Raw genomic sequence first — 25,856 nt, 5'->3', positions numbered from 1 at the left:
GCAATGTTAATCCACTTATAAAAATAAACAGGGCCGTTATGTCCCCAATCAGGAGGTCTCCCGATGAGCAAATTTCTTGACCGATTTCGTTATTTTAAACAACTTGCCGAGCCTTTTGCACAAGGCCATGGCCAGACACTGGACACCAATCGTGATTGGGAAGATGGCTATCGTAGCCGCTGGCAGCATGACAAAGTGGTACGTTCAACTCATGGTGTGAATTGTACGGGTTCATGTAGCTGGAAGATTTATGTCAAAAATGGGTTGGTCACTTGGGAAACCCAGCAAACTGACTACCCGCGTACCCGCCCGGATTTACCTAATCATGAACCCCGTGGTTGCCCTCGTGGGGCCAGCTATTCCTGGTATTTGTACAGTGCTAATCGGCTGAAGTACCCGATGATGCGCAAGCATCTGTTGCAATTGTGGCGTGCTGCCAAAGTGCTGCACAGTGATCCGGTGGAGGCATGGGCTTCAATTGTTGGCGATAGCGTACAATCAAAGGATTATAAACAGGCTCGTGGCCGGGGGGGCTTTGTCCGTTCGACCTGGCAGGAAGTGAATGAACTGATTGCCGCCGCTAACGTCTATACCGCCAAACAGTATGGGCCGGATCGGATTATCGGTTTTTCACCGATTCCAGCGATGTCGATGGTTTCCTACGCGGCGGGCGCGCGCTATCTATCACTGATAGGCGGCGTTTGCCTCAGTTTCTATGACTGGTATTGCGATTTGCCTCCGGCATCACCGATGACCTGGGGTGAGCAAACTGACGTGCCAGAATCCGCTGACTGGTACAACTCATCCTACATTATTGCCTGGGGTTCAAATGTTCCGCAGACCCGTACACCCGACGCCCACTTCTTTACCGAAGTCCGTTACAAAGGGACCAAAACTGTAGCGGTGACGCCGGATTATGCAGAGGTCGCTAAACTGTGTGACCAATGGCTGAATCCGAAACAAGGAACAGACAGTGCCATGGCTATGGCAATGGGGCATGTGATCCTCAATGAATTCCATCTACAACGACAAAGCAGCTACTTTGTTGAATACATGCGTCAGTACACCGACATGCCGATGCTGGTATTACTTGAACCTCGTCATAGCGGCGATTATGCCGCCGGGCGGTTACTGCGCGCCGCCGATCTGGTGGATAATCTGGGAGAGGAGAATAACCCAGAATGGAAGACCATTGCCATTGACGCTAACAGCGGGCAGTTGGTAGCGCCGCAAGGGTCTATCGGTTATCGCTGGTGTGAAAAGGGTAAATGGAACCTTGAGCAGCGCGAGGGCAAAACGCAGCAGGAAGTCTCATTACAACTCAGTTTATTGGGTCAACATGATGCTATTGTTAATGTCGGATTTCCCTACTTTGGTGGCGAAATCAGTGAGAATTTTCAAAGTGTTGCGCTAGAGGAAATACTGCAACACAAGTTGCCAGTAAAACGGTTGCCATTAGCCGATGGCAGTGAAGCACTGGTGACCAGTGTTTATGACCTGATGATGGCAAACTATGGCCTGGATCGTGGTTTGGCTGATGACAACTGCGCCAGCAGTTATGACGATATAAAAGCTTACACTCCTGCCTGGGCTGAAAAAATTACTGGCGTTGCACGTCAGGATATTATCCGCATTGCGCGTGAATTTGCAGATAACGCCGAGAAAACCCATGGCCGTTCGATGATTATCGTCGGGGCCGGTATTAATCACTGGTATCACATGGATATGACCTACCGTGCACTGATTAATATGCTGATTTTCTGCGGCTGTGTCGGGCAAAGTGGCGGCGGTTGGGCGCACTATGTGGGGCAGGAAAAACTGCGACCACAAACCGGCTGGTTACCTTTGGCATTTGGCCTCGATTGGCAACGTCCACCGCGCCATATGAACAGTACGTCATTTTTCTATAATCACTCCAGTCAGTGGCGTTATGAGACCGTCAGCACCACCCAATTACTCTCTCCCTTGGCCGACAGTTCGCGCTTTAGCCCAAGTCTGATTGATCTTAATGTGCGCGCTGAACGTATGGGGTGGCTGCCTTCGGCCCCGCAACTGAATTGCAATCCATTGACCCTTGCCGCCAGCGCACAACAAGCCGGTCAAACACCGGTAGAATATACCGTCGATAGCCTTAAAAACGGGTCACTGAGATTTGCCGCTGAACAGCCAGATGATCCACAAAACTTCCCGCGAAACTTGTTTGTCTGGCGTTCCAACCTACTGGGTTCTTCCGGCAAAGGGCATGAATATATGCTCAAGTATTTGTTGGGTACGGAAAATGGTATTCAGGGTAAAGATTTGGGCCAGCAAGGTGGGGTGATGCCGGAAGAGGTTGAATGGCAGGAACAGGGAGGCGAAGGCAAGCTGGATTTAGTCGTGACATTGGATTTCCGCATGTCTAGTACGTGTCTCTATTCAGACATCATTTTACCCACCGCAACCTGGTACGAAAAAGACGACATGAATACCTCGGATATGCATCCGTTTATTCACCCGCTGTCTGCGGCGGTAGATCCTGCCTGGGAGTCTAAAAGCGACTGGGATATCTACAAAGATATTGCCGAAACCTTCTCTCGAGTTTGCGTCGGCCATTTAGGTCAGGAAACCGATGTAGTGACCTTACCCATCCAACATGATTCGCCAGCCGAACTGGCACAGCCATATGGTGTAAAGGACTGGAAAAAAGGTGAATGTGAACTGATACCGGGCCAAACCGCGCCGCACATTGTGGTGGTCGAGCGCGATTACCCAGCAACCTATGCTCGCTTTACTGCCTTGGGTCCCCTATTGGATAAATTAGGTAATGGCGGCAAAGGGATTAACTGGAATACCCAGACTGAAATTGATTTCCTCAAAAAACTTAACCATACCCAGCCTGACGGCCCTGCCGCCGGACGACCAAGAATTGATACTGCTATTGATGCCGCAGAGGTGATTTTATCCTTGGCCCCTGAAACCAACGGTCAGGTGGCGGTAAAAGCCTGGCAGGCTTTGGAACAACTTACCGGTCGCCAACATGCTCACTTAGCTCTGAATAAAGAAGATGAAAAAATTCGTTTTCGCGATATTCAGGCGCAACCACGCAAAATCATTTCCAGTCCAATCTGGTCCGGCTTGGAAGATGAGCATGTTTCCTATAATGCTTGTTACACCAACGTTCATGAGTTGATCCCGTGGCGCACCCTTTCAGGCCGGCAACAACTTTATCAGGATCATGAATGGATGCGTGCTTTTGGTGAGAGTTTGTTGTGCTATCGCCCGCCAATAGATACTCGTGCCGCCCAACCTTTGCTTAATAAGAAGCCGAACGGTAACCCAGAGAAAGCACTTAACTTCCTGACACCCCATCAGAAGTGGGGCATTCACTCAACCTACAGTGACAACCTGTTGATGCTGACACTGTCGAGAGGGGGGCCTATCGTTTGGTTGAGTGAAGATGATGCCAAAGATCTGCTGATAGAAGATAACGACTGGATTGAGGCGTTTAACAGTAATGGCGCATTAACTGCTCGTGCCGTCGTCAGCCAGCGAATTCCGTCAGGCATGACCATGATGTACCACGCACAGGAGCGCATTATTAATATCCCCGGTTCTGAAATTACCGGCCAACGTGGCGGTATTCATAACTCAGTCACCCGTATCAGTCCAAAACCAACCCATATGATTGGCGGATATGCGCAATTAGCCTACGGCTTTAACTACTACGGCACGGTAGGGTCCAATCGCGATGAGTTCGTGGTGGTGCGCAAGATGAATAAGATTGATTGGCTGGATGACGAACAGCAAAACCAGAGCAAAACCGGGGGCAAACTATGAAAATCCGTTCACAAGTCGGCATGGTTCTGAATCTGGACAAATGTATTGGCTGTCATACCTGCTCAGTAACCTGCAAAAATGTTTGGACCAGCCGCGAGGGTATGGAATATGCCTGGTTTAACAACGTGGAAAGCAAACCGGGGCTGGGTTATCCGCACGATTGGGAGAATCAGGATAAATGGAAGGGGGGCTGGATCCGCAAGATTAATGGCAAATTGACCCCCCGTATGGGGAGCCGAGTCGGGGTCCTCGCCAAGATATTTGCTAACCCTGATGTACCAGCATTAGATGATTATTACGAACCCTTCGATTTTGATTACCAGCACTTGCACAACGCACCGGCTGGAAAACATCAGCCGGTAGCTCGCCCACGTTCGCTGATTACCGGTCAACGAATGGAGAAAATCGAGAACGGCCCTAACTGGGAAGAGATTCTGGGCGGTGAGTTTTCTAAGCGATCTAAAGACCAGAACTTCGCCCATATTCAGAAAGAGATGTATGGGCAATTTGAACATACCTTCATGATGTATTTGCCACGTTTATGTGAACACTGCCTTAACCCCGCCTGTGTCGCAACTTGCCCCAGTGGGGCAATTTATAAACGGGCTGAAGACGGTATTGTGCTGATTGATCAGGATAAATGCCGGGGCTGGCGTATGTGTCTGACCGGTTGCCCGTATAAAAAAATCTATTTCAACTGGAAAAGCGGCAAGTCGGAGAAGTGTATTTTCTGCTATCCACGCATTGAGTCCGGTGAACCGACCGTTTGTTCAGAAACCTGTGTGGGGCGCATTCGTTATCTGGGGGTACTACTGTATGACGCGGATGGCATTGAACAAGCCGCGGCTACTACTGATGAGAAAAACCTCTACCAACGGCAAATGGATATTTTCCTCGATCCCCATGATCCGCTGGTGATTGCCGAAGCGCAGAAACAGGGGATTCCCTTAAGTGTCATTGAGGCCGCCCAACGCTCCCCGGTTTACAAAATGGCAGTGGAATGGAAATTGGCACTGCCGTTGCACCCCGAATACCGGACCTTGCCGATGGTATGGTATGTCCCGCCGTTGTCACCGATTCAGTCTGCGGCAGACTCTGGCGCGCTGCCCCACAGCGGGGTGCTACCGGATGTGGAAAGCCTGCGTATCCCGGTTCAGTATTTAGCCAACTTACTGACTGCTGGTGATACTCAACCGGTATTAATGGCACTGAAACGGATGCTGGCAATGCGCCACTATAAACGGGCTGAAACCGTTGAGGGTAAAACTGATCTCAGTGCACTGGAGGCCGTGGGGCTAACAGAGGCGCAAGCGCAAGAGATGTACCGCTATCTGGCGATTGCTAATTATGAAGATCGCTTTGTCATTCCATCCAGCCACCGTGAAATAGCCCGTGACGCTTTCCCGGAAAGTAAGGGGTGCGGCTTCAGTTTCGGCGATGGTTGCCATGGCAGTGACAGTCGTTTCAATTTGTTCAATAGCCGCCGCATTGATGCCGTTGATGTCACACGTAAGACTGACCAGGGGGCCATTCATGATTAGTTTGAGAATCATTTCACGTTTGCTGGAATACCCAGATATTGATCTGTGGCAAAACCGGCAAGAAGTTGTTGAGGCGCTCGACAGCGCCGACGAACTCACGACGGAACAGGTTCATCGGCTCAGGCAATTTATCAATACATTATGTCAGAGCGAATTGCTTGAGTGTCAGGCTAGCTATTGTGGCTTATTTGACCGGGGGCGAGCCACCTCACTGTTGCTATTTGAACATGTGCATGGTGAGTCGCGCGATCGTGGTCAGGCCATGGTGGACCTCATGGCACAGTATCAACGTGCGGGGTTAGTGCTTGACTGTAAAGAGTTGCCTGATTTCCTGCCACTTTATCTTGAGTATCTGGCTAACCAGCCAGTGCAGGATATCACCTTGGGTTTGCAGGATATTGCACCCATTTTGGCGCTGCTGGGGGCACGTTTACATCAGCGGGATAGCGACTATGCCCAGTTGTTTGATCTGCTGTTAGTGCTGTCTGGCAGTGCTATTCGCAGTGAAAATCTTGGCGATAAAGTGGCGGGTGAAAGCCGGGATGACACCGCCAAAGCACTGGATGCGGTATGGGAAGAGGAGCAAGTGAAATTCCTCGGCACGCAGGGGTGTGCATCAGCTCAGCAGGGGATGCCCCCCAAACACCTTGCCGATGCCGTACTACCACAATATCTCAGTATTCAGTCTGCCTCAGAGGGCAAAAAAGTCGTTCAGTCCCATGTGGTGACGGACCGTAAAGGAGCCATCTTATGAGCTTTTTGAATAAATTCTTTTTTGATATTTATCCTTACATGGCAATGGTGATTTTCTTTGTGGGCAGTTGGTTGCGTTACGACTATGGGCAATATAGCTGGCGAGCAGGTTCCAGTCAGATGTTAGATAAGAAAGGTGTATGGCTGGCATCTAATTTATTCCACATCGGTATTCTGGGGATATTCTTCGGCCATGTGCTGGGTATGCTGACGCCACATTGGATGTATGAATCGTTCTTACCGATAGAGATAAAACAAAAAATGGCGATGATTGCTGGCGGTGCCTGCGGTCTGATGATGTTAGTCGGTGGTGTCATGCTGCTACACCGCCGCTTGACTAATTCGAGGATCAGAGCAACCAGTACCCGGGTAGATATCCTGATTCTGATATTGCTGGTGGTACAAGTTAGCTTGGGGCTAGTGAGTATTCCGTTTTCTGCTCAACATATGGATGGTAGCGAGATGATGAAATTGGTCGGTTGGGCGCAGTCAATTGCGACTTTCCGCACCGGAGCATCGGCCTATCTGATAGATGTAGCCTTGATTTTCAAGTTGCATATTGTCTTGGGATTGACCCTTTTTGTTTTATTCCCGTTCTCACGCTTGGTACATATCTGGAGCGTACCCATCGAATATTTAACGCGCCGTTATCAACTGGTGCGTAACCGCCACTAAGCGTGTCGATTCAGCCCGTAGGTCTCTCTATCAACCGACGGGCTAACGATGGGCTTTAACCGGTGGAGTTTTGTTCGCGTAACTTAGCCAGAGCCACTTCTGAAGCGTTTATATCTTCCCGCGGGCGCTGTTTGGGCATTGTATCTACCGGTGCGGCAGCTACCTCAGTGGCGCGCTTACGTAAACTAAACCAACCGGCAACCAATAACATGGCCACTACCGGCAATGTGGCGATAGTCCAGGTTCCATTCGGATAGTCGAAAGCCATCATCACTAAAACACCTGCCAGGAAAAACAGCGTCAGCCAGGATGTGACCGGCGCACCGGGCATTTTAAAGGATACGGGTTTTGCTGTTCCCTGCTTTATTGCCTGACGTAATTTCATCTGACAGATAATGATGAATGCCCATGAGCTGATAATACCCAAAGAGGCAATATTAAGAACGATTTCAAATACCTGTGATGGTACCAGATAGTTAAGTAGCACGCCGAAGACATAAATACCCACGGTAACCAATATGCCGGCGTAGGGAACAGATTGTGGGCTCATTTTGGACATGAATTTAGGTGCTGAGCCACCCATGGATAATGAGCGCAGAATACGACCTGTCGAGTAAAGGCCAGAGTTCAAACTGGAAAGTGCGGCAGAAAGTACCACGATATTCATGATGGTCCCGATATAGGGGACGCCTAAGTTACTAAAGAAGGTGACAAAAGGGCTTTGGCCGGCCTGATAGGCATTCCATGGCAGCAGACACACCAGTAGCACCACAGAACCGACGTAGAATAGGCCAATCCGCCAAATCACACTATTAATTGCCTTTGGCAGCATCTTTTCCGGGTCTTTACATTCACCGGCCGCCGTACCAATTAATTCAATACCGGCAAAGGCGAATATCACCCCTTGAACCAATATCAACGCGGGTAACAACCCGTGGGGGAACAATCCGCCATTATCGGTTATCAGGTGTATACCGGTGGGATGCCCGGCAACACTTTGCCCTGTGCCGAGAAAGATCACACCCACGACCAGAAAGATAGCAATGGCTGCGACTTTGATCAGTGCAAACCAAAATTCCATTTCAGCAAACCATTTAACGCCAATCATATTCATGGTGGCAACAATTGAGAGCGCACCCAGTGCAAATAACCACTGCGGAACATCAGAGAACGTCCCCCAATAGTGCATATAAAGGGCCACCGCAGTGATATCGACAATCCCGGTCATGGCCCAATTAAGGAAATACATCCATCCGGCAACATAGGATGCTTTCTCACCGAGGAATTCGCGGGCATAAGAAACAAAGCTGCCACTGGTTGGGCGGTGCATAACTAATTCACCGAGCGCTCTAAGAATAAAAAACGAGAAAATCCCACACACCAGATACACCAAGGCCAGTGCGGGGCCAGCCATTTGCAAGCGGGCGCCGGTGCCTAAAAATAACCCCGTACCAATAGAGCCACCGATAGCGATCATCTGGATATGACGTCGGCCCATACTTTTGTGGTAGCCAGTATCATGAGAGTCTAGCCAGCGTTTTTTGGCGGCGTGATGGGTCTTTGCAGTGTGTTTTCCTGACATCATAGCTTTCCCTATTTTCCTGTCTGTCGTGCAATCATCGTGAATGTATTACAGCAACTGATTGCTAAAGGTTAATGCATAAATAGCGTCTTAGCGCCTTCGATTATTATGGTTTCTATTGCTGCCACTGGATTCTGGGAGGGCATGCTATCGTTTCTATCGTGATGAGGCAAAAAAAATATTCACTTATAAATTATTTTTTTGTTCTATTACCGGAATCAGTAATTGCAAATGAAAGGTTAAATTATATACAGGAAAAATGTTTTTATGGTAATGTATTACTTATGCTTATAGGGCGAAATATCAGTATTTCTTAACTCATTGTTACATTTATGAAAGTAGAATTTTTTTGGATCGGAGTTATAGATTGGCTGTATATTATTCAACGATAAACCCTTCTTAGATTGAGTGTATTTATTAAGATTATTGCTTCACATAAAATTGCAATTTATCTTATTATAGATAAAAATAATATATTGTTTTTCTAAGTGTTAATTTTAAAATTTATAATTTATTTTTGTGTAGCGCAGTTAATATTTACGATGATATTTATCAAGCAATTAGATTGTTGTATTAACGTGACTTAATCTAATAGGTAAGTTGCAGAAACTCTTATTCGAATAGCCTCGACTTAGTGCTGTGCATAAAGCGTACTGCGTAAGATGCAATATGAGATCTAACACACAGTTTTCCGAGAATGATATTGCATTTTCTCACCTTCAATGATGATACTAATAACGCAATAGTTATATTTATTGCCATAATTTTATTGAGGCGTGTTACTGGTAAAGCAGGCAAGACCAAAATAAAAGTGTCCCCCGTCCGCGGGTGCATTTTTGTTTTGGTCTTTTTTTTTGTTTTTTTTAAGTGATAAATTCAGGGGAATAGCGATGGATTACCAGCAGTTAGGATTGAAGATCTTAGCGTTGATCGGGGGGAAGCGTAATGTCAGTAAGTTAACACATTGCGCCACCCGCTTGCGTTTTGAGTTTAACGATGACACTAAAGTTGATGCTAAACAGATTGAAAAACTGGAGGGTGTGATCAGTGTGGTCGAGCGAGGAGGCCAGTTTCAAATAGTTGTCGGCAACAACGTGCAGCAAACCTATCGGACGATATTGAAAGAGATTGGCAGTGTGCCAACAGCAGAGAAGCAGGGCAATAAAAATAAAACCAAAAATGGTATTTTCAGCCAGATAATCAGTGTGATTTCTACCACCTTTACTCCTGTCATTCCGGCTATTACCGGAGCCGGGATGATTAAGGCGTTGCTGGCAATTTTGAAACTCACCGGTGTGATTACAGCTAGCAGTACCACTTATCAGTTGCTCGATACCATTGCGGATGCGGCATTCTTTTTCCTGCCGGTTCTGCTGGCATATGGTGCCGCGATTAAGTTTGAATGTAATCCTATTTTGGCAATGACGATTGCCGGGGCACTGTTACACCCTAATTTGGCACAAATGTTGGTAAAAGGTGACGCGGTTAGTTTTATCGGTATTCAGGTTAGATTGGCTGATTATGCCGGTTCGGTATTACCGATTATCTTTACCGTTTGGTTGATGTCTTATGTCGAGCGCTTTGCCGAGCGAATTTCGCCCTCGATGATTAAATTTTTTACCAAGCCAATGATTATATTATTGATTACTGCTCCTTTGGCATTAGTCGTGATCGGGCCATTTGGTATCTTTCTTAATGATATGGTGGGCAGTGGTGCTGCCATTATAAACACGAAAGCCAGTTGGCTTATTCCCATGTTAATGGGGGCGCTGCAACCCTTCTTGGTTATTACGGGCACGGCGTGGGCCATGACCCCGATTGCAACCATGCAATTGACTAAGCAAGGCTATGAGATGATCAATGGCCCCGGTATGTTGGCATCCAATATTGCTCAGGGGGCGGCGACACTCTGTGTCGCCTTCAAAACAAAGAATAAGAACTTGAAACAACTGGCATCTTCAGCAGGCTTCACTGCACTTTTGGGGATAACCGAGCCGTCATTATATGGTGTGACCCTGAAGCTGAAACGCCCGCTGGTGGCGGCAATGATCGGCGGGGGCTGCGCTGGTGTTTATGCGGGGTTAAGTGGTGTGGTGCGTTACGCCTTTGTATCACCAGGGCTTGCTGCATTACCGGCGTTTATTGGCGAAAACCCAATGAACATTGTGCACGCATTAATAACCTGCGTTATTGCTATTGTGGTCACTTTCGCCCTGACCTGGGTATTGGGCTTTGAAGACCCGGTAGATGAACAATCGCAAGTTGATGAAAGTGATAACGTTCCCTTGTCTGCCTCTGTGGCGAGAACTACGGGGACAGCGGCTCAGGCAGCAGTCATAAGTAGTCCATTAAGCGGAAAATTAATCCCATTAGGCCAGGTTAACGATGATGTGTTTTCTCTGGGATTGTTGGGGCAGGGGGTGGCTATTATCCCTGATGTGGGTGAAATGCGCGCCCCAGTAACAGGTGAAATTATGACGTTCTTACCCAGTAAACATGCCGTCGGAATTAAATCAGACGACGGGGCTGAGGTTTTGATTCATATCGGTATTGATACCGTCAACTTAAATGGTCAGCACTTCAGTTCGACGCTGCAAGTGGGGGATCGTGTCATGGTGGGCGACCTACTGGTGAGTTTTGATATCACCGCCATTACTCAGGCAGGCTACGATATCGTCACACCGGTATTGATTGTAAACAGTGATGCGTATTCGCAGGTTAGCAGTGTAGCTTGCGGGCCAACTCAGTTTGGTGAGCCGATTATTACTCTGGGTGCACGTGGTTAGGGGGCGGTTATGATTTATCAACAATTACAGAACTTCCCAGCAGGATTTCTCTGGGGCGGTTCCACCTCTGCCTATCAGGTTGAAGGTGCTTGGGATGAAGACGGTAAAAGTCCATCGATCATTGATATGTGCCAGCATCCAGCAGGGACGGCAGATTTTAAAATCGCCAGTGACCACTACCATCACTATAAAGAAGACGTTAAGTTATTTGCCGAATTAGGCTTAAAGGCATACCGATTTTCTGTCGCCTGGACCCGCATTATCCCTGATGGTTCGGGGGCGGTTAATCCTGCGGGGATCGCGTTTTATCAGAATTTGATTGATGAACTTAATCATTACGGCATAGAGCCAGTTGTCACACTTTACCATTTTGATTTGCCCTATTGTCTGGAGCAGCAGGGTGGTTGGGGGCATCGCGCCACGATTGATGCCTTTGTTGAATACGCCAAAGTGCTCTTTAGCCATTTTGGTAGCAAAGTAAAATATTGGCTGACGATTAATGAGCAGAACACCATGATCCTCCATCCTGGGGCAATTGGTACTCCGCCCAATGGTCAATTACCGGATAAAAAATCCTTATATCAGCAGAGTCACCATATGATGTTGGCACAGGCGCAGGTGATGGCGTTGTGTCATCAAATGTGCCCGGAAGGTAAAATTGGTCCGGCGATAAATACCACATCGATGTATCAGGAAACCTGTGCACCACAAGATGCTATCGCAGCCCATAACTGGGAAACATTACGCTGCTGGAGTTTTCTCGATGTGGCGGTGTATGGTCGTTACAATGCGTTGGCGTGGCGTTATTTGCAGGATCGTGGATTAGCGCCCACGGTGGAAAGTGGCGACAGTGAAATCCTGTCACAAGGGCGGCCAGATTTTGTCGCGATTAACTATTATTCGACGGCGACTATTGCTGCCAGCCGGGGCGATGCCTCAGATATCACGGCCCGTGCCGGAGATCAGCAGATCATGTTGGGTGAACCGGGAGTGTATCGCGCAGCAGAAAATCCGTTTGTGGATAAAACCCGCTATGGCTGGGTGGTCGACCCCATTGGTTTACGTCTCACGTTACGTAAGACGTATGAGCGCTACCATCTGCCCATCCTGATTAGCGAAAATGGTATTGGCGCACCGGATTCGCTGCAAAGCGACGATCAGGTTAACGATGACTATCGTATTGATTTTCTGCGTAAACATATAGAGCAAATGCAGTTGGCTATCAGTGATGGCGTAGAGCTAATGGGATACTGCCCGTGGTCTGTTATTGATGTTGTCAGCACGCATCAGGGCTATGGTAAGCGCTATGGCTTTATTTATGTCAATCGGACTGAACATGATTTACTCGACCTAAGGCGTATAAAAAAAGCCAGTTTTACCTGGTATCAACAAGTCATTGCCTCAAATGGTCAGTATCTTTGACCGTAGTTTGATATTCTGGGCGGTAGAGAACCGCCCATGGCACATGAACAGTTGGCATACTAGACAGCCCGGTAGACCGGGCTAATCATGATATAAAGTCATTGCGGCGCAAAGACAGGGGTGGCTAGAAAAATGGATGTCATTAAAGTATTGAATAACAGCCTGGTCTTATCTGTCGATGCCAACAATAATGAAGTTATTGTTATGGGGAAAGGTATTGGATTTAATAGCAAAATTGGTGATGCGATTGATGCTGGGAAAATAGAAAAAGTCTATGTGGTACAAAACACTCAAACCAGTAGAGAATATGTTAGGTTGATCGAAAATACGCCAGAAGAGTATATATCTTTGGTGCAGAATATTATGAGTGACGCCAATGCCAGCCTGAAGGGAAAGCTTAGTGAACAGCTATTTTTTACTCTAACGGACCATATTACCTTTGCCATCGAACGTTTTCACAAAGGGATTTCAATCCAAAATAGATTGTTATACGAAGTAAAAAGATTTTATCCGCATGAATTTTCCATTGCGCAACAAGCAGTTAAATATTTAAATGAGAAACTCAATATTCAGTTACCTGAAGAGGAAGCGGGAAATATAGCTTTCCACTTGGTTAATGGTCAAACTGATATTCAGAGTATGGAAAGTACACTGCTCTCAGTTAAGATGTTGAAAGACATATTTAATATTATCAAATACCATTTTAATGTCGTAATTGATCAAGACTCGCTAAATTACCAACGCTTTTTGACGCATATGCAATTTTTTATCCAGCGAATGATTGAACGTAACCAGATAGAAACCAAAGATGACTTTATTTTTGAACAAATGATCCGCGAGTACCCTGGTGAGTACCGTTGCAGTATGTTAATCGGTGAATACATCAAAAATCTGCTCAGTATTACTCTCTCAAATGACGAAATGTTGTACTTAATCATTCATTTAGTTCGTATTGCAGGCTCGTCAATAGATGAAGAGTAGCACCAAATAACAACAGGTGGTATTTCAGTATAGGTTTGTCTGTCAGCGACAAAAAAGTATAACAGACAAATCTCACATCCTTCAGATTATTTAATTACAAAACACCAAGTTAAGTTAATTAAAATAAACTTGACGATAGCCTCGCAATTACAATACATCGTTGCACCTTAACTGTTCTTTTATTTTAAATAGAGTGGTAGTTTGCCATTCTATATTCACATTTGAATTTTTTTGTGTTGTTTTTAACATCAATAATAATTTTTAAGTGCCAGGTTGGTCGATGCCTCATTGAGATACATCAGTCAAAAAAATATCAAATCACTATAACCGGCTAAAGCATTAGATCCGTTACCTCCCGTTCCTTAGGTGCTACCCAATAGTAGGTCTAAAATGAAAAAAATAAATCAGGATGTCGTGCTTACCCCCGTCGAACAGATTGACATGTCGGGGAAATCTGCAATCAAGAGAGTTATTGCACACTTAAATCAGATGAACATAAATACTATGCCAATGGCATTATTTATGACTATTTCAGCTATTGTATTCATTTCGGCTTATGCCAGTTATTTACCCAAAAATATGATTGGCGGGCTGGCTGTAATCATGACGATGGGTTTTGTTTTATCACATATCGGCCGCCACATACCGGTGTTGAAAGATATCGGTGGGCCAGCAATTTTGTGTTTAATGGTACCCTCGGTTTTGGTTTATTTTGGTATTTTCCAAACCAACACCTTGGATACTGTCCACTTGCTGATGAAAGAGGCGAACTTACTCTATTTTGTTATCGCCAGTCTGGTGGTCGGCAGTATTCTTGGGATGAACCGCGTGGTGCTTATTCAGGGAATGACCCGGATGTTTGTCCCGTTAGTGGTGGGAACCATTACGGCGGTGGTTACGGGGTTGCTGGTGGGTAAATTATTTGGTTTTACTCTTTATCACACCTTCTTCTTTATTATTGTACCTATCATCGGTGGCGGTATTGGTGAGGGCATCTTGCCATTGTCGTTGGCTTACTCGGCTATCCTTGGTCAGGCTCCTGATGTGTATGTGGCCCAACTGGCACCGGCTGCGGTGGTGGGGAATATTTTCGCTATTATTTGTGCCGGGGTGCTGGCTCGTATTGGTCTGCGTCGCAAGGATCTCAATGGCGAGGGGATGTTAATTCGCTCGGCACAAGATAATGCGGTATTTACCGCCCAGGAAGGGCCAAAGCAAGCCGATTTCCAACTGATGGGCGGTGGGTTATTAATGACCTGTGCTTTCTTTATTGTCGGGGGCTTATTTGAAAAGATTGTCCACATTCCCGGCCCGGTGCTAATGATTTTGATTGCGGTGATGTGTAAATATGCGCAGGTTATTCCGTCGAAAATGGAACAAGGTGCGCACAGTTGGTATAAATTCGTCTCCACCACACTGGTATGTCCGCTGATGATTGGATTGGGGATGCTGTATGTTCCACTGGAAAGTGTCGTCGCCGTATTCTCTGTCGGTTATGTGGTGGTGTGTGGTGCGGTGGTGTTGTCGATGGCCGCGGTCAGTTTTATTATCGCACCCTATCTGAATATGTATCCGGTTGAAGCGTCGATCGTCACCAGTTGCCACAGCGGGCTAGGTGGCACCGGTGATGTTGCTATTCTCTCTGCCTCGAACCGAATGTCACTGATGCCATTTGCCCAGATAGCAACCCGTATCGGCGGTGCGTCCACCGTCATTGGGGCTACGTTACTGTTGGGTTGGATTATGTAAATAACTGCCCGATAAGACTGAGGTCATCAGCGGCATCCCTGAGCGGATGCTGCTGGTTTTTTATCAGGACAGTTTTTGTGCGTGCTGGTTGATAAAAACAGCTTCGAGGCAGTGCGGCTCATTACTGGCAATACTGCTTTAAGACTTCTTGCTGGCTGGGTAGCAACTTGTAGAGATAAACTGGCCGACCGGTCGCACCGTAAAGTACCTTAGTGCTTAAAACGTCGGTATCAGAAAGGTAAATCAAATATTTGCGACAAGAAACCCGTGAAATACCAATGGCGTTCGCCATTTGTTCGGTTGAAAATTCCCCATCCTGCATTTCCTGAATCCATTCACACACCGTGCGCAGTGTTTGTGCTGTCAGCCCCTTGGGTAGCTTCTTGCGCTCAGTTGGCGTCGCATTGCTACGCCGCAGTAATGAGTCGACATCTTCCTGAGCACAATATTCACGTTGCCCCAGCAAACTCTGTTTTTCCCGGTAAGTGGAGAGTGCCTCTTCGAAACGCGAAAACTGGAAGGGTTTAATTAAATAGTCCACTACACCGTATTGCAGCGCTTTCTTAATGGTATTCACATCGGTGGCAGATGAAATAACAATCACGTCAGTATGTTCGCTGAATTCACGCAACACTGGCAGCAAATCCAAGCCATTGTCTTGGCGCATAAAAACATCTAATAACACCAGGTCAATGGGGTGTTCTGTTGTCATCAAATGCTCTCTGGCTTGCTGTAAACTGGACACTGTACCGCAGCAGTTAAAGCCTGCCACTTGGCTCAGATAGCACTTGTTCAGCTCAGCTACCATTGCATCATCATCTACTATCAATACATTAATCATGATTTACCGCGCTGATGTTGTTTGAAGGAATGTCATTCGGTGTGATGTCGTAAGGAAGGCTGATAAAGAACTGGGTAAAAACGCCCGCTTCAGAATCAAATTCTATATTGCCACCAATACTCTCTAAACTCTGACGCACCAGGCTCAAACCGATACCGTGCTCATTTCCTTTAGTGGAAAAACCATTATCAAAAATACGGCTTTGCAATTCTGATGCGATACCCGGCCCATCATCGCTGACAACACAATGTAGCCGGCCATTTTGATAGTGGAAGCTGACATTGATCTCCCGTTGACTCAGGCTACCAATGGCGTCCATGGCATTCTCGATTAGATTACCCAACACCGTAATCAAAGTGGTGGTCACTTGCTCATTATCGGTATCGGGGAGCAGGCTTTCGTCACTGATGGATAGGGTTATCCCCAAATCGCGCGCACGGTTAATTTTCCCCAACAGGAAACCGGCTATCACCGGCGATTTTACTTTACGCAACAGCGATCCAATTTCTGCCTGATAATTATTGGAGGTTTTAACGATGTAATCTTCAAGTTGCTGATAATACTTCATATGCAACAGACCCAAAATGACATGAAGTTTATTCATAAATTCATGTGACTGCGCCCGTAACGCGTCGGCATAGTGCACCATACCGGTCAAGCGTTGCATCAGTTGGCTCACTTCAGTTTTATCGCGGAAGGTGGCAATAGCACCGATAATATCGCCTTTTACTATTACCGGCACGGTGTTGGTCAGTAATATGCTGCCATTAAAGTTTATCTCTTCATCACGGCGAGCGATGCCCGTTTCCAATACTTGCTGTAAGTACAAGCGCACCGGCCAATATTTGCTGGCATTACTTAATAATAAGTTCTCCATCGGCCCACTTTGTTTAAATAAGCGCTTTGCTTCATGGTTAACGACGGTAATGCGTGAGTTGGCATCAACCGCAATGACGCCTTCCTTAATGGATTGCAACATGGCGTTACGCTGTTCGAATAAATTAGATATTTCATACGGCTCGAAACCTAGCATAATTCGTTTAAGCGCTTTGACTAAAAACCAGGTGCCCAAGGAGCCAATCAAAGCTCCGAATAATATGGTCCAGGGAATGGTCCAGCGAGTTTCGCTCACTACCGAATCGATACTGGTCAGTGAGATACCAATGGCGACCACCCCTAACTGTTTGCCGTGCGGCTCATAGACCGGAATAAAAATACGTAATGCTTGCTCAAGGACGCCACGGTTTATCGCACTGTTCTCTTTCCCCTCAAGCGCAGGTTGCAGATCATTACCGATAAAGTGTTGACCGATCATTTCAGGATTAGGGTGTGAATAACGGATGCCTTTCATATCGGTAACCACGATGAACAACAGACCATTGGCTTTCTGAACTTCACTGGCATAAGCCTGAATCTGCCGTCCGGCAGCCGGGTCACTCAATCCGTTAATAATCGTGGGCGAGAACGATAATGTACGTGCTACGGCAACGGCCTTGTCTTGCAAACTATCCTGTGCCATTTGACTGAGCTGAATAAAGAACAGAGTGTGAACCACCAACAGCACCGAGACAATGACCCCAGAAACCATCAAGGTAATCGTGGTGCTGAGCCGTAACGGCACTTTTTGCTTTGCTGCCGTTGTTGCGTTGTTCATGTCATGCTCCAGAGACACTGACCAGTGTGATGCATCGACCGCTAGATTGAGGTAATAGGGGTGGGTGAATCAGCGGTAAGCTAAATAAACGGGTAAACTCAATTACCCTATAGTTTACGCCGTTTATTTATTAGGATGCTAAGACTTAGAATTACTTTAACTACATAACGATTTATATAATTATTCAAACTGAATGCTGTCAGGCGGTTGTCCCATTTGCCGCGCAAGGAACCGCTACAAGCGGTTTTATCATCAATTTGCCAAGCGCGGGACGGAGGCGATGATCAATTCAATCTCTTTATCGGCCAACTCGTCATGGGCCGCTGCCGATAAACTGCTATCAGTGATAACCACATCAAAATCAGTTAATGGTAATGCCAGATAGGTGGCTATTTTGCCGTATTTTGACGCATCAGCCAGTAGCACGCGCTTACTGCTGACTTCACAGACTGCCCGTTTGACCACCACCTTATCTTCGTCTGGCGTAGAGATACCCCGCAATCCCCAGCAGGACGCGGAAATAAAAGCGATATCAATGGACAAGTTTCGTAGGGCGCGGGCTGCTGCCTCACCGACACATGAGCGGTTTTCACGACACAGTGTGCCGCCGGAGTGAATCATTCTGCATTGGCAGGATTCAATCAGAAAGTTGGCGATCACAAAGTCATTAGTCACCACCAATAAATCATCTCTGGCTTCCAATTGGCGCGCCAATGCCAGTGTCGTTGTTCCCGCATCAAGATAAATACAGCTATTACGTGGAATATGCAGTGCGGCTGACATGCCAATGGCATTTTTCTGGCTGCTATACATCAGTGTCTTATCCAGATGCGAGGGTTCTGCGGCCAGCCGCTCGGTGGAACGCACCCCACCTGACACTGATAGCACTGTGCCTTGCTCTTCCAGCTTCTGCACGTCACGGCGAATAGTCATGTGTGATACGCCTAAACGATCAGTCAGTTCAGCAATGCTAACCACTCCACGTTCGGCAACCAGTGCCAGTATCTGTTGGTGACGTTCAACCGGTATCACGTTAACTCCTCGCCAAATTCACCCACTTGCGGGCTATAGGATGGTAATTAATGTGATTATACGTCAAGAGTGAAAATTTCTTTCTCATTTTTTAACGTAAATGTTACGCACCGCGGTGAAATGGGTGATGTTACGGGTAAAAAAAGGCGGTAAAAATAGCTAATCGATTAATTTTGCTGCTGAATGCAGGGGTGAGCTACTGAATGGGTAAATGTGAAATGATGTGATTTAATGATTTTTGGTGTTAATTATTGTGATTTCACTCACGATAACAGCCCTTACCTCCGGCTATGCTTAACATAAGAAATCAAATTATCACCAAAATTAACACGGAGAGAATATGACTCACGCAGAAACACTATCAGTATGCGTTATCGGGCTAGGCTCTATGGGAATGGGGGCCGCACAGTCTTGTATTAAAGCCGGGCTACAGACCTACGGCGTTGATCTTAATCCGCTGGCACTGGAAACCTTACGAAAAAATGGCGCGATAAGTGCCCAAGTCAGCGCGGATGATTTTGCCAAAAAATTGGATGCCGTTGTGGTGCTGGTGGTGAATGCTGCCCAAGTAAAACAGATTCTATTGGGCGAGCAGGGGTTGGCGGCCAAATTAAGGCCCGGCACTGCCGTTATGGTGTCGTCAACTATCTCAGCCCAGGATGCCAAATTGATCGAGCAAGGGCTGTTGGCACATAACCTCATTATGTTGGATGCGCCAGTATCGGGCGGCGCAGTTAAAGCTGCTGCGGGTGAAATGACGGTAATGGCCTCCGGTAGTCGTGCTGCTTTCGAAAAGTTACAGCCAGTATTAGACGCGGTAGCCGGGCAGGTTTATCGCATCGGTGATGAAATTGGCCTGGGCGCAACCGTGAAAATTATCCACCAGTTGTTAGCCGGGGTCCATATTGCTGCCGGTGCCGAAGCGATGGCTCTGGCCGCGCGCGCGGGGATCCCGTTGGATACGATGTATGAAGTTGTCACCCATGCTGCGGGTAACTCGTGGATGTTTGAAAACCGTATGCGCCATGTCGTAGATGGTGATTATTCGCCCAAATCGGCGGTAGATATTTTTGTAAAAGATTTAGGGCTGGTGACCGATACCGCCAAAGCGCTGCACTTTCCTCTGCCATTGGCATCAACTGCCTTCAACATGTTTACTTCAGCCAGTAACGCCGGTTTTGGTCAGCAGGATGACAGCGCGGTAATCAAGATTTTCAGTGGTATTACCTTGCCGGAAAAACAGGAGAATATCTGATGCGACTCGGTGTAATTGCGGATGATTTTACTGGTGCGACCGATATCGCCAGTTTTCTGGTGGAAAATGGCATGTCGACGGTGCAAATCAATGGTGTGCCTGATGCCGATTATCATGTGAATGCCGATGCGGCAGTGGTCAGCCTGAAATCACGATCTTGCCCAACGGCAACTGCGGTGGCGGACTCACTGGCGGCCCTGGCATGGTTACAAGCGCAGGGCTGCCAACAATTCTACTTCAAATACTGCTCAACCTTCGACAGCACCGCGCAAGGCAATATTGGCCCGGTCACTGATGCATTACTGGATGCACTGGGTCAGCAACAAACCATCATCTCTCCGGCGCTACCGGTGAATGGAAGGACGGTATATCAGGGCTACCTGTTTGTGATGGGGCAACTGCTGGCGGAGTCGGGAATGCGTAATCACCCAGTGACGCCGATGACAGACAGCAATCTCTTGCGGCTGATGGACGCACAAGCGCGCGGTCGCAGTGGATTAATCAACAGTACAGTGATGGACCAAGGGGTTCAGGCGGTGAGATCACAGCTCGCTCACCTAAAGGAAGAGGGCATACGTTATGTGGTGCTGGATAGTTTAAACGAGAGTCACTTGCTCACGCAGGGTGAAGCAGTACGCGACATGGTACTGGTGACCGGGGGATCCGGCTTGGCCATCGGTCTGGCACGGCAATGGGCTGGTGATGAGTCCCATCAGCCGCAAGCCACATCTGCTGGTGCACCACAAGGCAAACTGTGTGTGGTGCTGTCGGGGTCATGCTCGGCGATGACCAACCGTCAAGTGGCTCGTTATGCACAACAAGCGCCTAGCCAATCGGTAGATATCGCCCGTTGCCTAAATGAACCTGAATCTTATGCTGAAGAGTTATGCGCGTGGGTAATGGAAAATGCGGGCGGTCCGTTGGCACCGTTACTGTATGCCACCGCTGAACCCGAGGTGTTACAAAAAATTCAGCAGCAGTGGGGAGCGGCTGCCAGTAGTGAGGCGGTAGAGCGGCTGTTCGGTACCATTGCACACCGTTTACAACAACTTGGCTTCCAGCGTTTTATCGTGGCTGGTGGCGAAACCTCAGGGATTGTTGCGCAGTCACTGGGTATTCAAGCTTTCCATATCGGCCCGGCAATCTCACCGGGAGTACCTTGGGTAAAATCCACAGATCATCCGGTTTCACTGGCGTTGAAGTCAGGTAATTTTGGTGACGAAAACTTTTTTGCCAGAGCACAAACGGAGTTCGCAGTATGAATGAGCAGCAAGCGCGGGAAGAGATGGTTAAGTTAGGCGCGTCCTTTTTCCAACGGGGCTACGCCACTGGCTCTGCGGGAAATCTGTCAATGAAACTGGCTGATGGCACATTATTGGCCACACCAACAGGTTCCTGTCTGGGTGAACTGCATGCGGAACGGTTATCAAAAGTCAGTTTGGAAGGTGAATGGATCTCAGGTGATAAACCGTCAAAAGAGGTCAGTTTTCATCGCGCAATCTATCTTAATAACCCTGCGTGTGAAGCGGTTGTTCACCTCCATTGCCTCTATCTGACAGCGCTTTCCTGCTTACAAGGGCTGGATAGCCGTAATGCCATCAAGCCCTTTACACCTTATGTGGTGATGCGGGTCGGCGATGTCCCGGTGGTGCCATATTATCGTCCAGGTGACACACGGTTGGGTGAAGAGTTGGCAAAGCTGGCACCCCATTATCGTGCTTTCCTGCTGGCAAATCATGGCCCGGTTGTGGTGGGTAAAAGCCTACGGGAAGCCGCTGATAATATGGAGGAGCTAGAGGAAACCGCTCGTCTGATATTTACGCTGGGTGACCGACCTATTCGCTATTTGACTGATGACGAAATTGCAGAGTTAAGGAGTTAAAGATGCCTAAGTTTGCGGCTAATTTATCAATGATGTTTACCGAGGTTCCTTTCCTGGATCGCTTTAAGGCGGCCAAAGATGCCGGTTTCAGTGCGGTGGAATTTCTATTCCCTTACGACTATCCGGCGGCACTTCTTGCACAGACACTGGCAGAAAACAGTTTGCAGCAAGTGCTGTTTAATACCGCACCTGGAAATACCAGTAGCGGTGAATGGGGGCTGACGGCACTACCTGGCCGGGAGCAAGAGGCGCGCCGCGATATAGATTTGGCGTTGGAATATGCATTAGTGCTGGGGTGCCCGTCAGTCCATGTGATGGCCGGTGTGGTGCCGGTGGGGGCTGATCGTGCAGTTTATCAGCAGACATTTGTTGAAAATATTCGCTATGCGGCTGACCGCTTTGCCGAACATAATATTAAGGTAATGATTGAGGCGTTAAACCCGAAAATAAAACCTAATTATCTTTTTTCCAGTCAGTATCAAACCTTGGAACTGGCTAATGTTATTGACCGCCCTAATGTATTTACCCAATTGGATCTCTTCCATGCGCAAATAGTGGATGGCAACCTCAGTCAGTTAATTACCTCTTTAGCTGGGCGCTATGGCCATATTCAAATTGCCTCGGTACCGAATCGTCATGAGCCAGATGAAGGGGAGATTAACTACCCGTACTTATTCGATCTACTCGATAGTATTAACTATAGCGGCTGGATTGGTTGCGAGTATCAACCACGGGCTAATACGATGGCAGGCTTAGGCTGGATAAAAACTTACCAATCATAGCTGCTGTCATCGAACACTTCACCGGGTTGTTTGAATCACAGAAATAATAATTACAGAGTCGAGAAAACATCGTGATGTCGTTTGGCGGCCGCGCGCTATTTCTTCGTTACTCGCATTAGGCGGGTGTGGCTCAGAATAAGATTAATAGAAAAGTGCCAATAAGCACATAACAAACAACCTATGTAATATTTTTTGTTATCGAGGTTTAAATAATGTCTACCTCCCTACTGCTGACTATTGCTGTTGCCAGCGTTTTACTTTTATTAATATTAGTCATTAAAGCCAAGGTCCATCCCTTTGTTGCGTTATTGGTTGTCAGTCTGTTGGTTGCAATAGCAACAGGTATTCCGGTCAGTAATATCATGAAAGTGATTATGTCCGGTATGGGCGGATTGCTTGGTTCGATAACCATAATTATTGTGCTTGGGTCAATGCTGGGAGGGCTGATTGAAGCCTCCGGTGGTGCGGAATCTCTGGCTCAACGATTTACTGGCTCATTGGGGATCAAGCGCACGGTCATGGCATTAACCCTGACTGCCTTTATTTTGGGGATCCCGGTATTTTTTGAAGTTGGCTTTATCATTGTTATCCCGCTTATTTATGGTTTCGCTAAAGTTGCTAAAGTATCACCCATTAAATTTGGCCTACCTATGGCCGGGGTCATGCTAACAGTACATGTGGCCTTGCCAACTCATCCGGGAGCAGCGGCGGCGGCTGGGCTATTGGGTGCGGATATGGGGCGGCTAATGATGATTGGCATCCTTATCTCTATTCCAGTCGGGCTGATAGGGTATTGGGTCGCGAAGAGTATGAATCGGCGTAACTATGCGCTTTCAATTGACGTTTTGGAGCAGTTGCAGTTGGCAAAACCTGAAACCGGGATTGCTGCTGAACCGGCGAAGGATATTCGTGACCAAATCCCGGGGGCGGGTTTAATTGCTTCACTTATCATTATTCCCATCGCCTTGATCATGCTAGGTTCGTTGGCTGCTACCGAGTTGCCTGAAGAGAGCTTGCTGCGGGAGGTTATTGTGCTTATCGGTACGCCCGCCATTGCATTGTTAATTGCTCTGGGGTTAGCAACCTATCTGTTGGGTATTCGCCGTGGCTGGGGCAAGGACAAAATAGAACAGATTATGGGGGATGCTATTCCAACGTCGGCGGCGGTCATTATGGTTGCTGGCGCTGGTGGCGCTTTTGGTAAGGTTCTGGTTGAGTCTGGTGTTGGCAAAGCATTGGCGGTTTCACTGGAAGCTATCCACTTGCCTTTAATTCCCGCGGCTTTTCTGCTCTCGCTGGCATTACGTGCTTCTCAAGGCTCGGCTACCGTGGCAATCCTGACTACCAGTGGTTTGCTGACCCAAGCGGTTACCGGGCTTGATAGCATGCAGTTAGTATTGGTGACCCTTTCGGCGTGTTTTGGTGGCTTGGGGTTATCCCATGTTAATGATGCTGGATTTTGGGTGGTAACACGTTATCTGGGGCTTTCCGTCGCTGATGGATTAAAAACCTGGACAGTATTGACGACGCTGATGGGGCTAACCGGATTTGCTTTGGTATGGTTGGCATGGGTCTTGGTATAAAGAACAGCAGTCGATAGGAATAAACTAATAATAAGAGTCCGCAGGCCAGGCGGATTCTTATTACATTCACTTTCCCTGTGGCGATTATTCCCCAACACTTTGCCAGTAATCACTCACTATTATGCTAATTTAATGTCAGCTTACCTACTAATCTACTACCGCTAATTAAATCATTCCTACGTCGTTACGCCTATCACATATCGCTAATGTCATGATACTGCAATAGTATCGTTGTTCTCTCGTCTGACCAAAAATAATCAATCTTATTGAAAACAACTGATATACAGCTTTCTAAACCTAAGCTATCTTAGCTTAAGAATTTCATGATTAATTGATAAAACCAAAGGTGAAAGAAGCCAAGATTCATTATTACCATTTTATATAAATTAAAATGTGAAAGTATTACTGTCGCCTAAAATAAGTGGTAGAGGCAAAAAAAAGACAGAAAAATAAACAAAAGGTAAACGGGAGATAGCGAATATGCCTACAGATGATAGCAAGAATGGAATTATCGACTACGTATCCACCGGGCATCTACCTGACCCAGACACTGTGGTTAAATTGGTGCAAGAAGCTCATAAACGTTTTGGTGCAGATACCGAAGGTGTAGTTTCTAGCGTTTATCCTGCATTGGAACGCGTTTCGCCGAATCTGTTTGGCGTCTGCATGGTTGGCACCAACGGTAAAGTGCATTCTGCCGGTGATGTAGATGTTGAGTTTACCATCATGAGTGTCTCCAAACCCTTTGTGTTTGCGCTGGTTTGTCAGGCTATCGGAGCCAAAGTTGCACGTGAAAAACTGGGCGTGAACAGCACCGGTATGGCATTTAACTCCGTTACTGCGATTGAACGCACGCCAGATGGCCGCACTAACCCGATGGTGAACTCCGGTGCGATTGCCACCACCAGTCTGGTACCTGGATCAACCAGTGATGAGCAGTGGAAATTTATCTATGACGGATTGTGCCGTTTTGCCGGACGCAAGCTGACACTAAACGAAGAAGTGTATCAATCTGCTTGTGAAACCAACTTCCGCAACCGTGGTATCGCTAATGTGCTGCATGGTTATGGCCGTCTGGGGTGCGATCCTCTTATTGCTACCGACTTATATACCCGCCAATGTTCGCTGAATGTCAGCGCCAAAGATCTTGCGGTGATGGGCGCGACACTGGCTGATGGTGGGGTTAACCCACTGACTCGCGAGCGGGTGGTGGACAACGATGTATGCCATTACGCATTAGCGGTAATGGTAACAGCAGGGTTGTACGAAACGTCTGGTGACTGGCTTTATGACATTGGTCTGCCGGGCAAAAGCGGTATTGGTGGTGGAATTGTGACGGTGTCACCTGGAAAGGGGGGGTTAGGGACGTTTGCACCGCTACTCGACAGTGCGGGTAACAGCGTTAAAGGGCAACTGGCTGCCCGGTTCTTATCACGTAGTCTTGGGATGGACATGTTTGTTTCTGAGCCTTACACCGAAAAGAGTTGAGTTACACGATCTGAGCATTGCGCTGACAGTCATA

18 protein-coding genes are annotated in these 25,856 nt (G+C 47.4%); 14 read left to right on the top strand and 4 right to left on the bottom strand.

What is annotated here, in order from left to right:
* Positions 1–63 precede the first annotated feature (63 nt).
* From V1955_RS12495 to narI, 4 genes are read left to right on the top strand one after another with little or no spacing between them, the layout of a single operon-like run.
* Complete coding sequence (locus V1955_RS12495; protein WP_442820954.1) at positions 64–3,816, top strand: nitrate reductase subunit alpha; 3,753 nt, start codon at positions 64–66, stop codon at positions 3,814–3,816.
* Positions 3,813–5,357, top strand: a complete 1,545-nt coding sequence (gene narH, locus V1955_RS12490; RefSeq protein WP_372569085.1) for a nitrate reductase subunit beta — start codon at positions 3,813–3,815, stop codon at positions 5,355–5,357. The genes V1955_RS12495 and narH overlap by 4 nt, the downstream gene beginning before the upstream one ends.
* Entirely contained in the window at positions 5,350–6,111 is a 762-nt protein-coding gene (narJ, locus tag V1955_RS12485; RefSeq protein ID WP_083159098.1) for a nitrate reductase molybdenum cofactor assembly chaperone, read from the top strand. The genes narH and narJ overlap by 8 nt, the downstream gene beginning before the upstream one ends.
* Positions 6,108–6,785, top strand: coding sequence for a respiratory nitrate reductase subunit gamma (gene narI / locus V1955_RS12480; protein ID WP_442820953.1), 678 nt, complete (start codon positions 6,108–6,110; stop codon positions 6,783–6,785). Before narJ ends, narI begins: the two co-directional genes overlap by 4 nt.
* Before the next feature lie 55 nt (positions 6,786–6,840).
* Here narI and ansP read toward each other — a convergent pair whose 3' ends face one another.
* Positions 6,841–8,370, bottom strand: coding sequence for an L-asparagine permease (gene ansP, locus V1955_RS12475; RefSeq protein WP_442820952.1), 1,530 nt, complete (start codon positions 8,368–8,370; stop codon positions 6,841–6,843).
* Between the two features lie 887 nt (positions 8,371–9,257).
* On the opposite strand from ansP, the gene V1955_RS12470 reads away from it, so the two are divergent.
* The 4 genes from V1955_RS12470 to V1955_RS12455 all read left to right on the top strand — a co-directional run bounded on the left by V1955_RS12470 (position 9,258) and on the right by V1955_RS12455 (position 15,305).
* Positions 9,258–11,153, top strand: a complete 1,896-nt coding sequence (locus V1955_RS12470; RefSeq protein WP_372569088.1) for a beta-glucoside-specific PTS transporter subunit IIABC — start codon at positions 9,258–9,260, stop codon at positions 11,151–11,153.
* Between the two features lie 9 nt (positions 11,154–11,162).
* Positions 11,163–12,575: a glycoside hydrolase family 1 protein gene (locus tag V1955_RS12465; RefSeq protein ID WP_083159095.1), complete on the top strand. Its 1,413-nt coding sequence runs from the start codon at positions 11,163–11,165 to the stop codon at positions 12,573–12,575.
* A 132-nt stretch (positions 12,576–12,707) separates the two neighbouring features.
* Positions 12,708–13,556, top strand: a complete 849-nt coding sequence (gene licT / locus V1955_RS12460) for a BglG family transcription antiterminator LicT (RefSeq protein ID WP_083159094.1) — start codon at positions 12,708–12,710, stop codon at positions 13,554–13,556.
* Positions 13,557–13,946: 390 nt separating this feature from the next.
* Positions 13,947–15,305 carry a 2-hydroxycarboxylate transporter family protein gene (locus tag V1955_RS12455; RefSeq protein ID WP_442820951.1) on the top strand — a complete coding sequence of 453 codons (1,359 nt, stop codon included), beginning with the start codon at positions 13,947–13,949 and terminating at the stop codon, positions 15,303–15,305.
* Positions 15,306–15,426: 121 nt separating this feature from the next.
* On the opposite strand, the gene dcuR is transcribed toward V1955_RS12455, so the two are convergent.
* The 3 genes from dcuR to ygbI all read right to left on the bottom strand — a co-directional run bounded on the left by dcuR (position 15,427) and on the right by ygbI (position 18,832).
* Positions 15,427–16,146, bottom strand: a complete 720-nt coding sequence (dcuR, locus tag V1955_RS12450; protein ID WP_083159092.1) for a two-component system response regulator DcuR — start codon at positions 16,144–16,146, stop codon at positions 15,427–15,429.
* Entirely contained in the window at positions 16,139–17,800 is a 1,662-nt protein-coding gene (locus V1955_RS12445; protein WP_083159091.1) for a sensor histidine kinase, read from the bottom strand. The genes dcuR and V1955_RS12445 overlap by 8 nt, the downstream gene beginning before the upstream one ends.
* A gap of 252 nt (positions 17,801–18,052) precedes the next feature.
* Entirely contained in the window at positions 18,053–18,832 is a 780-nt protein-coding gene (gene ygbI, locus V1955_RS12440) for a DNA-binding transcriptional repressor YgbI (RefSeq protein WP_442820950.1), read from the bottom strand.
* A 340-nt stretch (positions 18,833–19,172) separates the two neighbouring features.
* Between ygbI and ltnD the strand changes: the two genes are divergently transcribed.
* The 6 genes from ltnD to glsA all read left to right on the top strand — a co-directional run bounded on the left by ltnD (position 19,173) and on the right by glsA (position 25,822).
* On the top strand, positions 19,173–20,087 hold the full coding sequence (gene ltnD, locus V1955_RS12435; protein WP_083159089.1) for an L-threonate dehydrogenase: 915 nt from the start codon (positions 19,173–19,175) through the stop codon (positions 20,085–20,087).
* Entirely contained in the window at positions 20,087–21,349 is a 1,263-nt protein-coding gene (gene otnK / locus V1955_RS12430; protein ID WP_083159088.1) for a 3-oxo-tetronate kinase, read from the top strand. The genes ltnD and otnK overlap by 1 nt, the downstream gene beginning before the upstream one ends.
* Complete coding sequence (otnC, locus tag V1955_RS12425; RefSeq protein ID WP_372569093.1) at positions 21,346–21,969, top strand: 3-oxo-tetronate 4-phosphate decarboxylase; 624 nt, start codon at positions 21,346–21,348, stop codon at positions 21,967–21,969. The genes otnK and otnC overlap by 4 nt, the downstream gene beginning before the upstream one ends.
* A 2-nt stretch (positions 21,970–21,971) precedes the next feature.
* On the top strand, positions 21,972–22,751 hold the full coding sequence (otnI, locus tag V1955_RS12420; RefSeq protein WP_442820949.1) for a 2-oxo-tetronate isomerase: 780 nt from the start codon (positions 21,972–21,974) through the stop codon (positions 22,749–22,751).
* Between the two features lie 212 nt (positions 22,752–22,963).
* Positions 22,964–24,334 (top strand): GntP family transporter, encoded by a 1,371-nt coding sequence (locus tag V1955_RS12415; protein WP_442820948.1) that lies wholly within the window; start codon positions 22,964–22,966, stop codon positions 24,332–24,334.
* A gap of 480 nt (positions 24,335–24,814) precedes the next feature.
* The gene (gene glsA, locus V1955_RS12410) at positions 24,815–25,822 is read left to right on the top strand and encodes a glutaminase A (protein ID WP_083159084.1); all 1,008 of its coding nucleotides are present in this window, start codon (positions 24,815–24,817) and stop codon (positions 25,820–25,822) included.
* Positions 25,823–25,856: the final 34 nt, after the last annotated feature.

Source organism: Yersinia sp. 2545 StPb PI (assembly GCF_052217125.1).
In the GTDB taxonomy this organism is placed as follows: domain Bacteria; phylum Pseudomonadota; class Gammaproteobacteria; order Enterobacterales; family Enterobacteriaceae; genus Yersinia; species Yersinia enterocolitica_E.
The sequence above is the reverse complement of the archived record's forward strand: the minus strand, read 5'-3'. Positions and strand labels throughout refer to the sequence as shown.

Coding starts and splice junctions, on each gene's coding strand:
- V1955_RS12495 (WP_442820954.1), top strand. CDS start 64: ATGAGCAAATTTCTTGACCGATTTCGTTATTTTAAACAACTTGCCGAG.
- narH (WP_372569085.1), top strand. CDS start 3,813: ATGAAAATCCGTTCACAAGTCGGCATGGTTCTGAATCTGGACAAATGT.
- narJ (WP_083159098.1), top strand. CDS start 5,350: ATGATTAGTTTGAGAATCATTTCACGTTTGCTGGAATACCCAGATATT.
- narI (WP_442820953.1), top strand. CDS start 6,108: ATGAGCTTTTTGAATAAATTCTTTTTTGATATTTATCCTTACATGGCA.
- ansP (WP_442820952.1), bottom strand. CDS start 8,370: ATGATGTCAGGAAAACACACTGCAAAGACCCATCACGCCGCCAAAAAA.
- V1955_RS12470 (WP_372569088.1), top strand. CDS start 9,258: ATGGATTACCAGCAGTTAGGATTGAAGATCTTAGCGTTGATCGGGGGG.
- V1955_RS12465 (WP_083159095.1), top strand. CDS start 11,163: ATGATTTATCAACAATTACAGAACTTCCCAGCAGGATTTCTCTGGGGC.
- licT (WP_083159094.1), top strand. CDS start 12,708: ATGGATGTCATTAAAGTATTGAATAACAGCCTGGTCTTATCTGTCGAT.
- V1955_RS12455 (WP_442820951.1), top strand. CDS start 13,947: ATGAAAAAAATAAATCAGGATGTCGTGCTTACCCCCGTCGAACAGATT.
- dcuR (WP_083159092.1), bottom strand. CDS start 16,146: ATGATTAATGTATTGATAGTAGATGATGATGCAATGGTAGCTGAGCTG.
- V1955_RS12445 (WP_083159091.1), bottom strand. CDS start 17,800: ATGAACAACGCAACAACGGCAGCAAAGCAAAAAGTGCCGTTACGGCTC.
- ltnD (WP_083159089.1), top strand. CDS start 19,173: ATGACTCACGCAGAAACACTATCAGTATGCGTTATCGGGCTAGGCTCT.
- otnK (WP_083159088.1), top strand. CDS start 20,087: ATGCGACTCGGTGTAATTGCGGATGATTTTACTGGTGCGACCGATATC.
- otnC (WP_372569093.1), top strand. CDS start 21,346: ATGAATGAGCAGCAAGCGCGGGAAGAGATGGTTAAGTTAGGCGCGTCC.
- otnI (WP_442820949.1), top strand. CDS start 21,972: ATGCCTAAGTTTGCGGCTAATTTATCAATGATGTTTACCGAGGTTCCT.
- V1955_RS12415 (WP_442820948.1), top strand. CDS start 22,964: ATGTCTACCTCCCTACTGCTGACTATTGCTGTTGCCAGCGTTTTACTT.
- glsA (WP_083159084.1), top strand. CDS start 24,815: ATGCCTACAGATGATAGCAAGAATGGAATTATCGACTACGTATCCACC.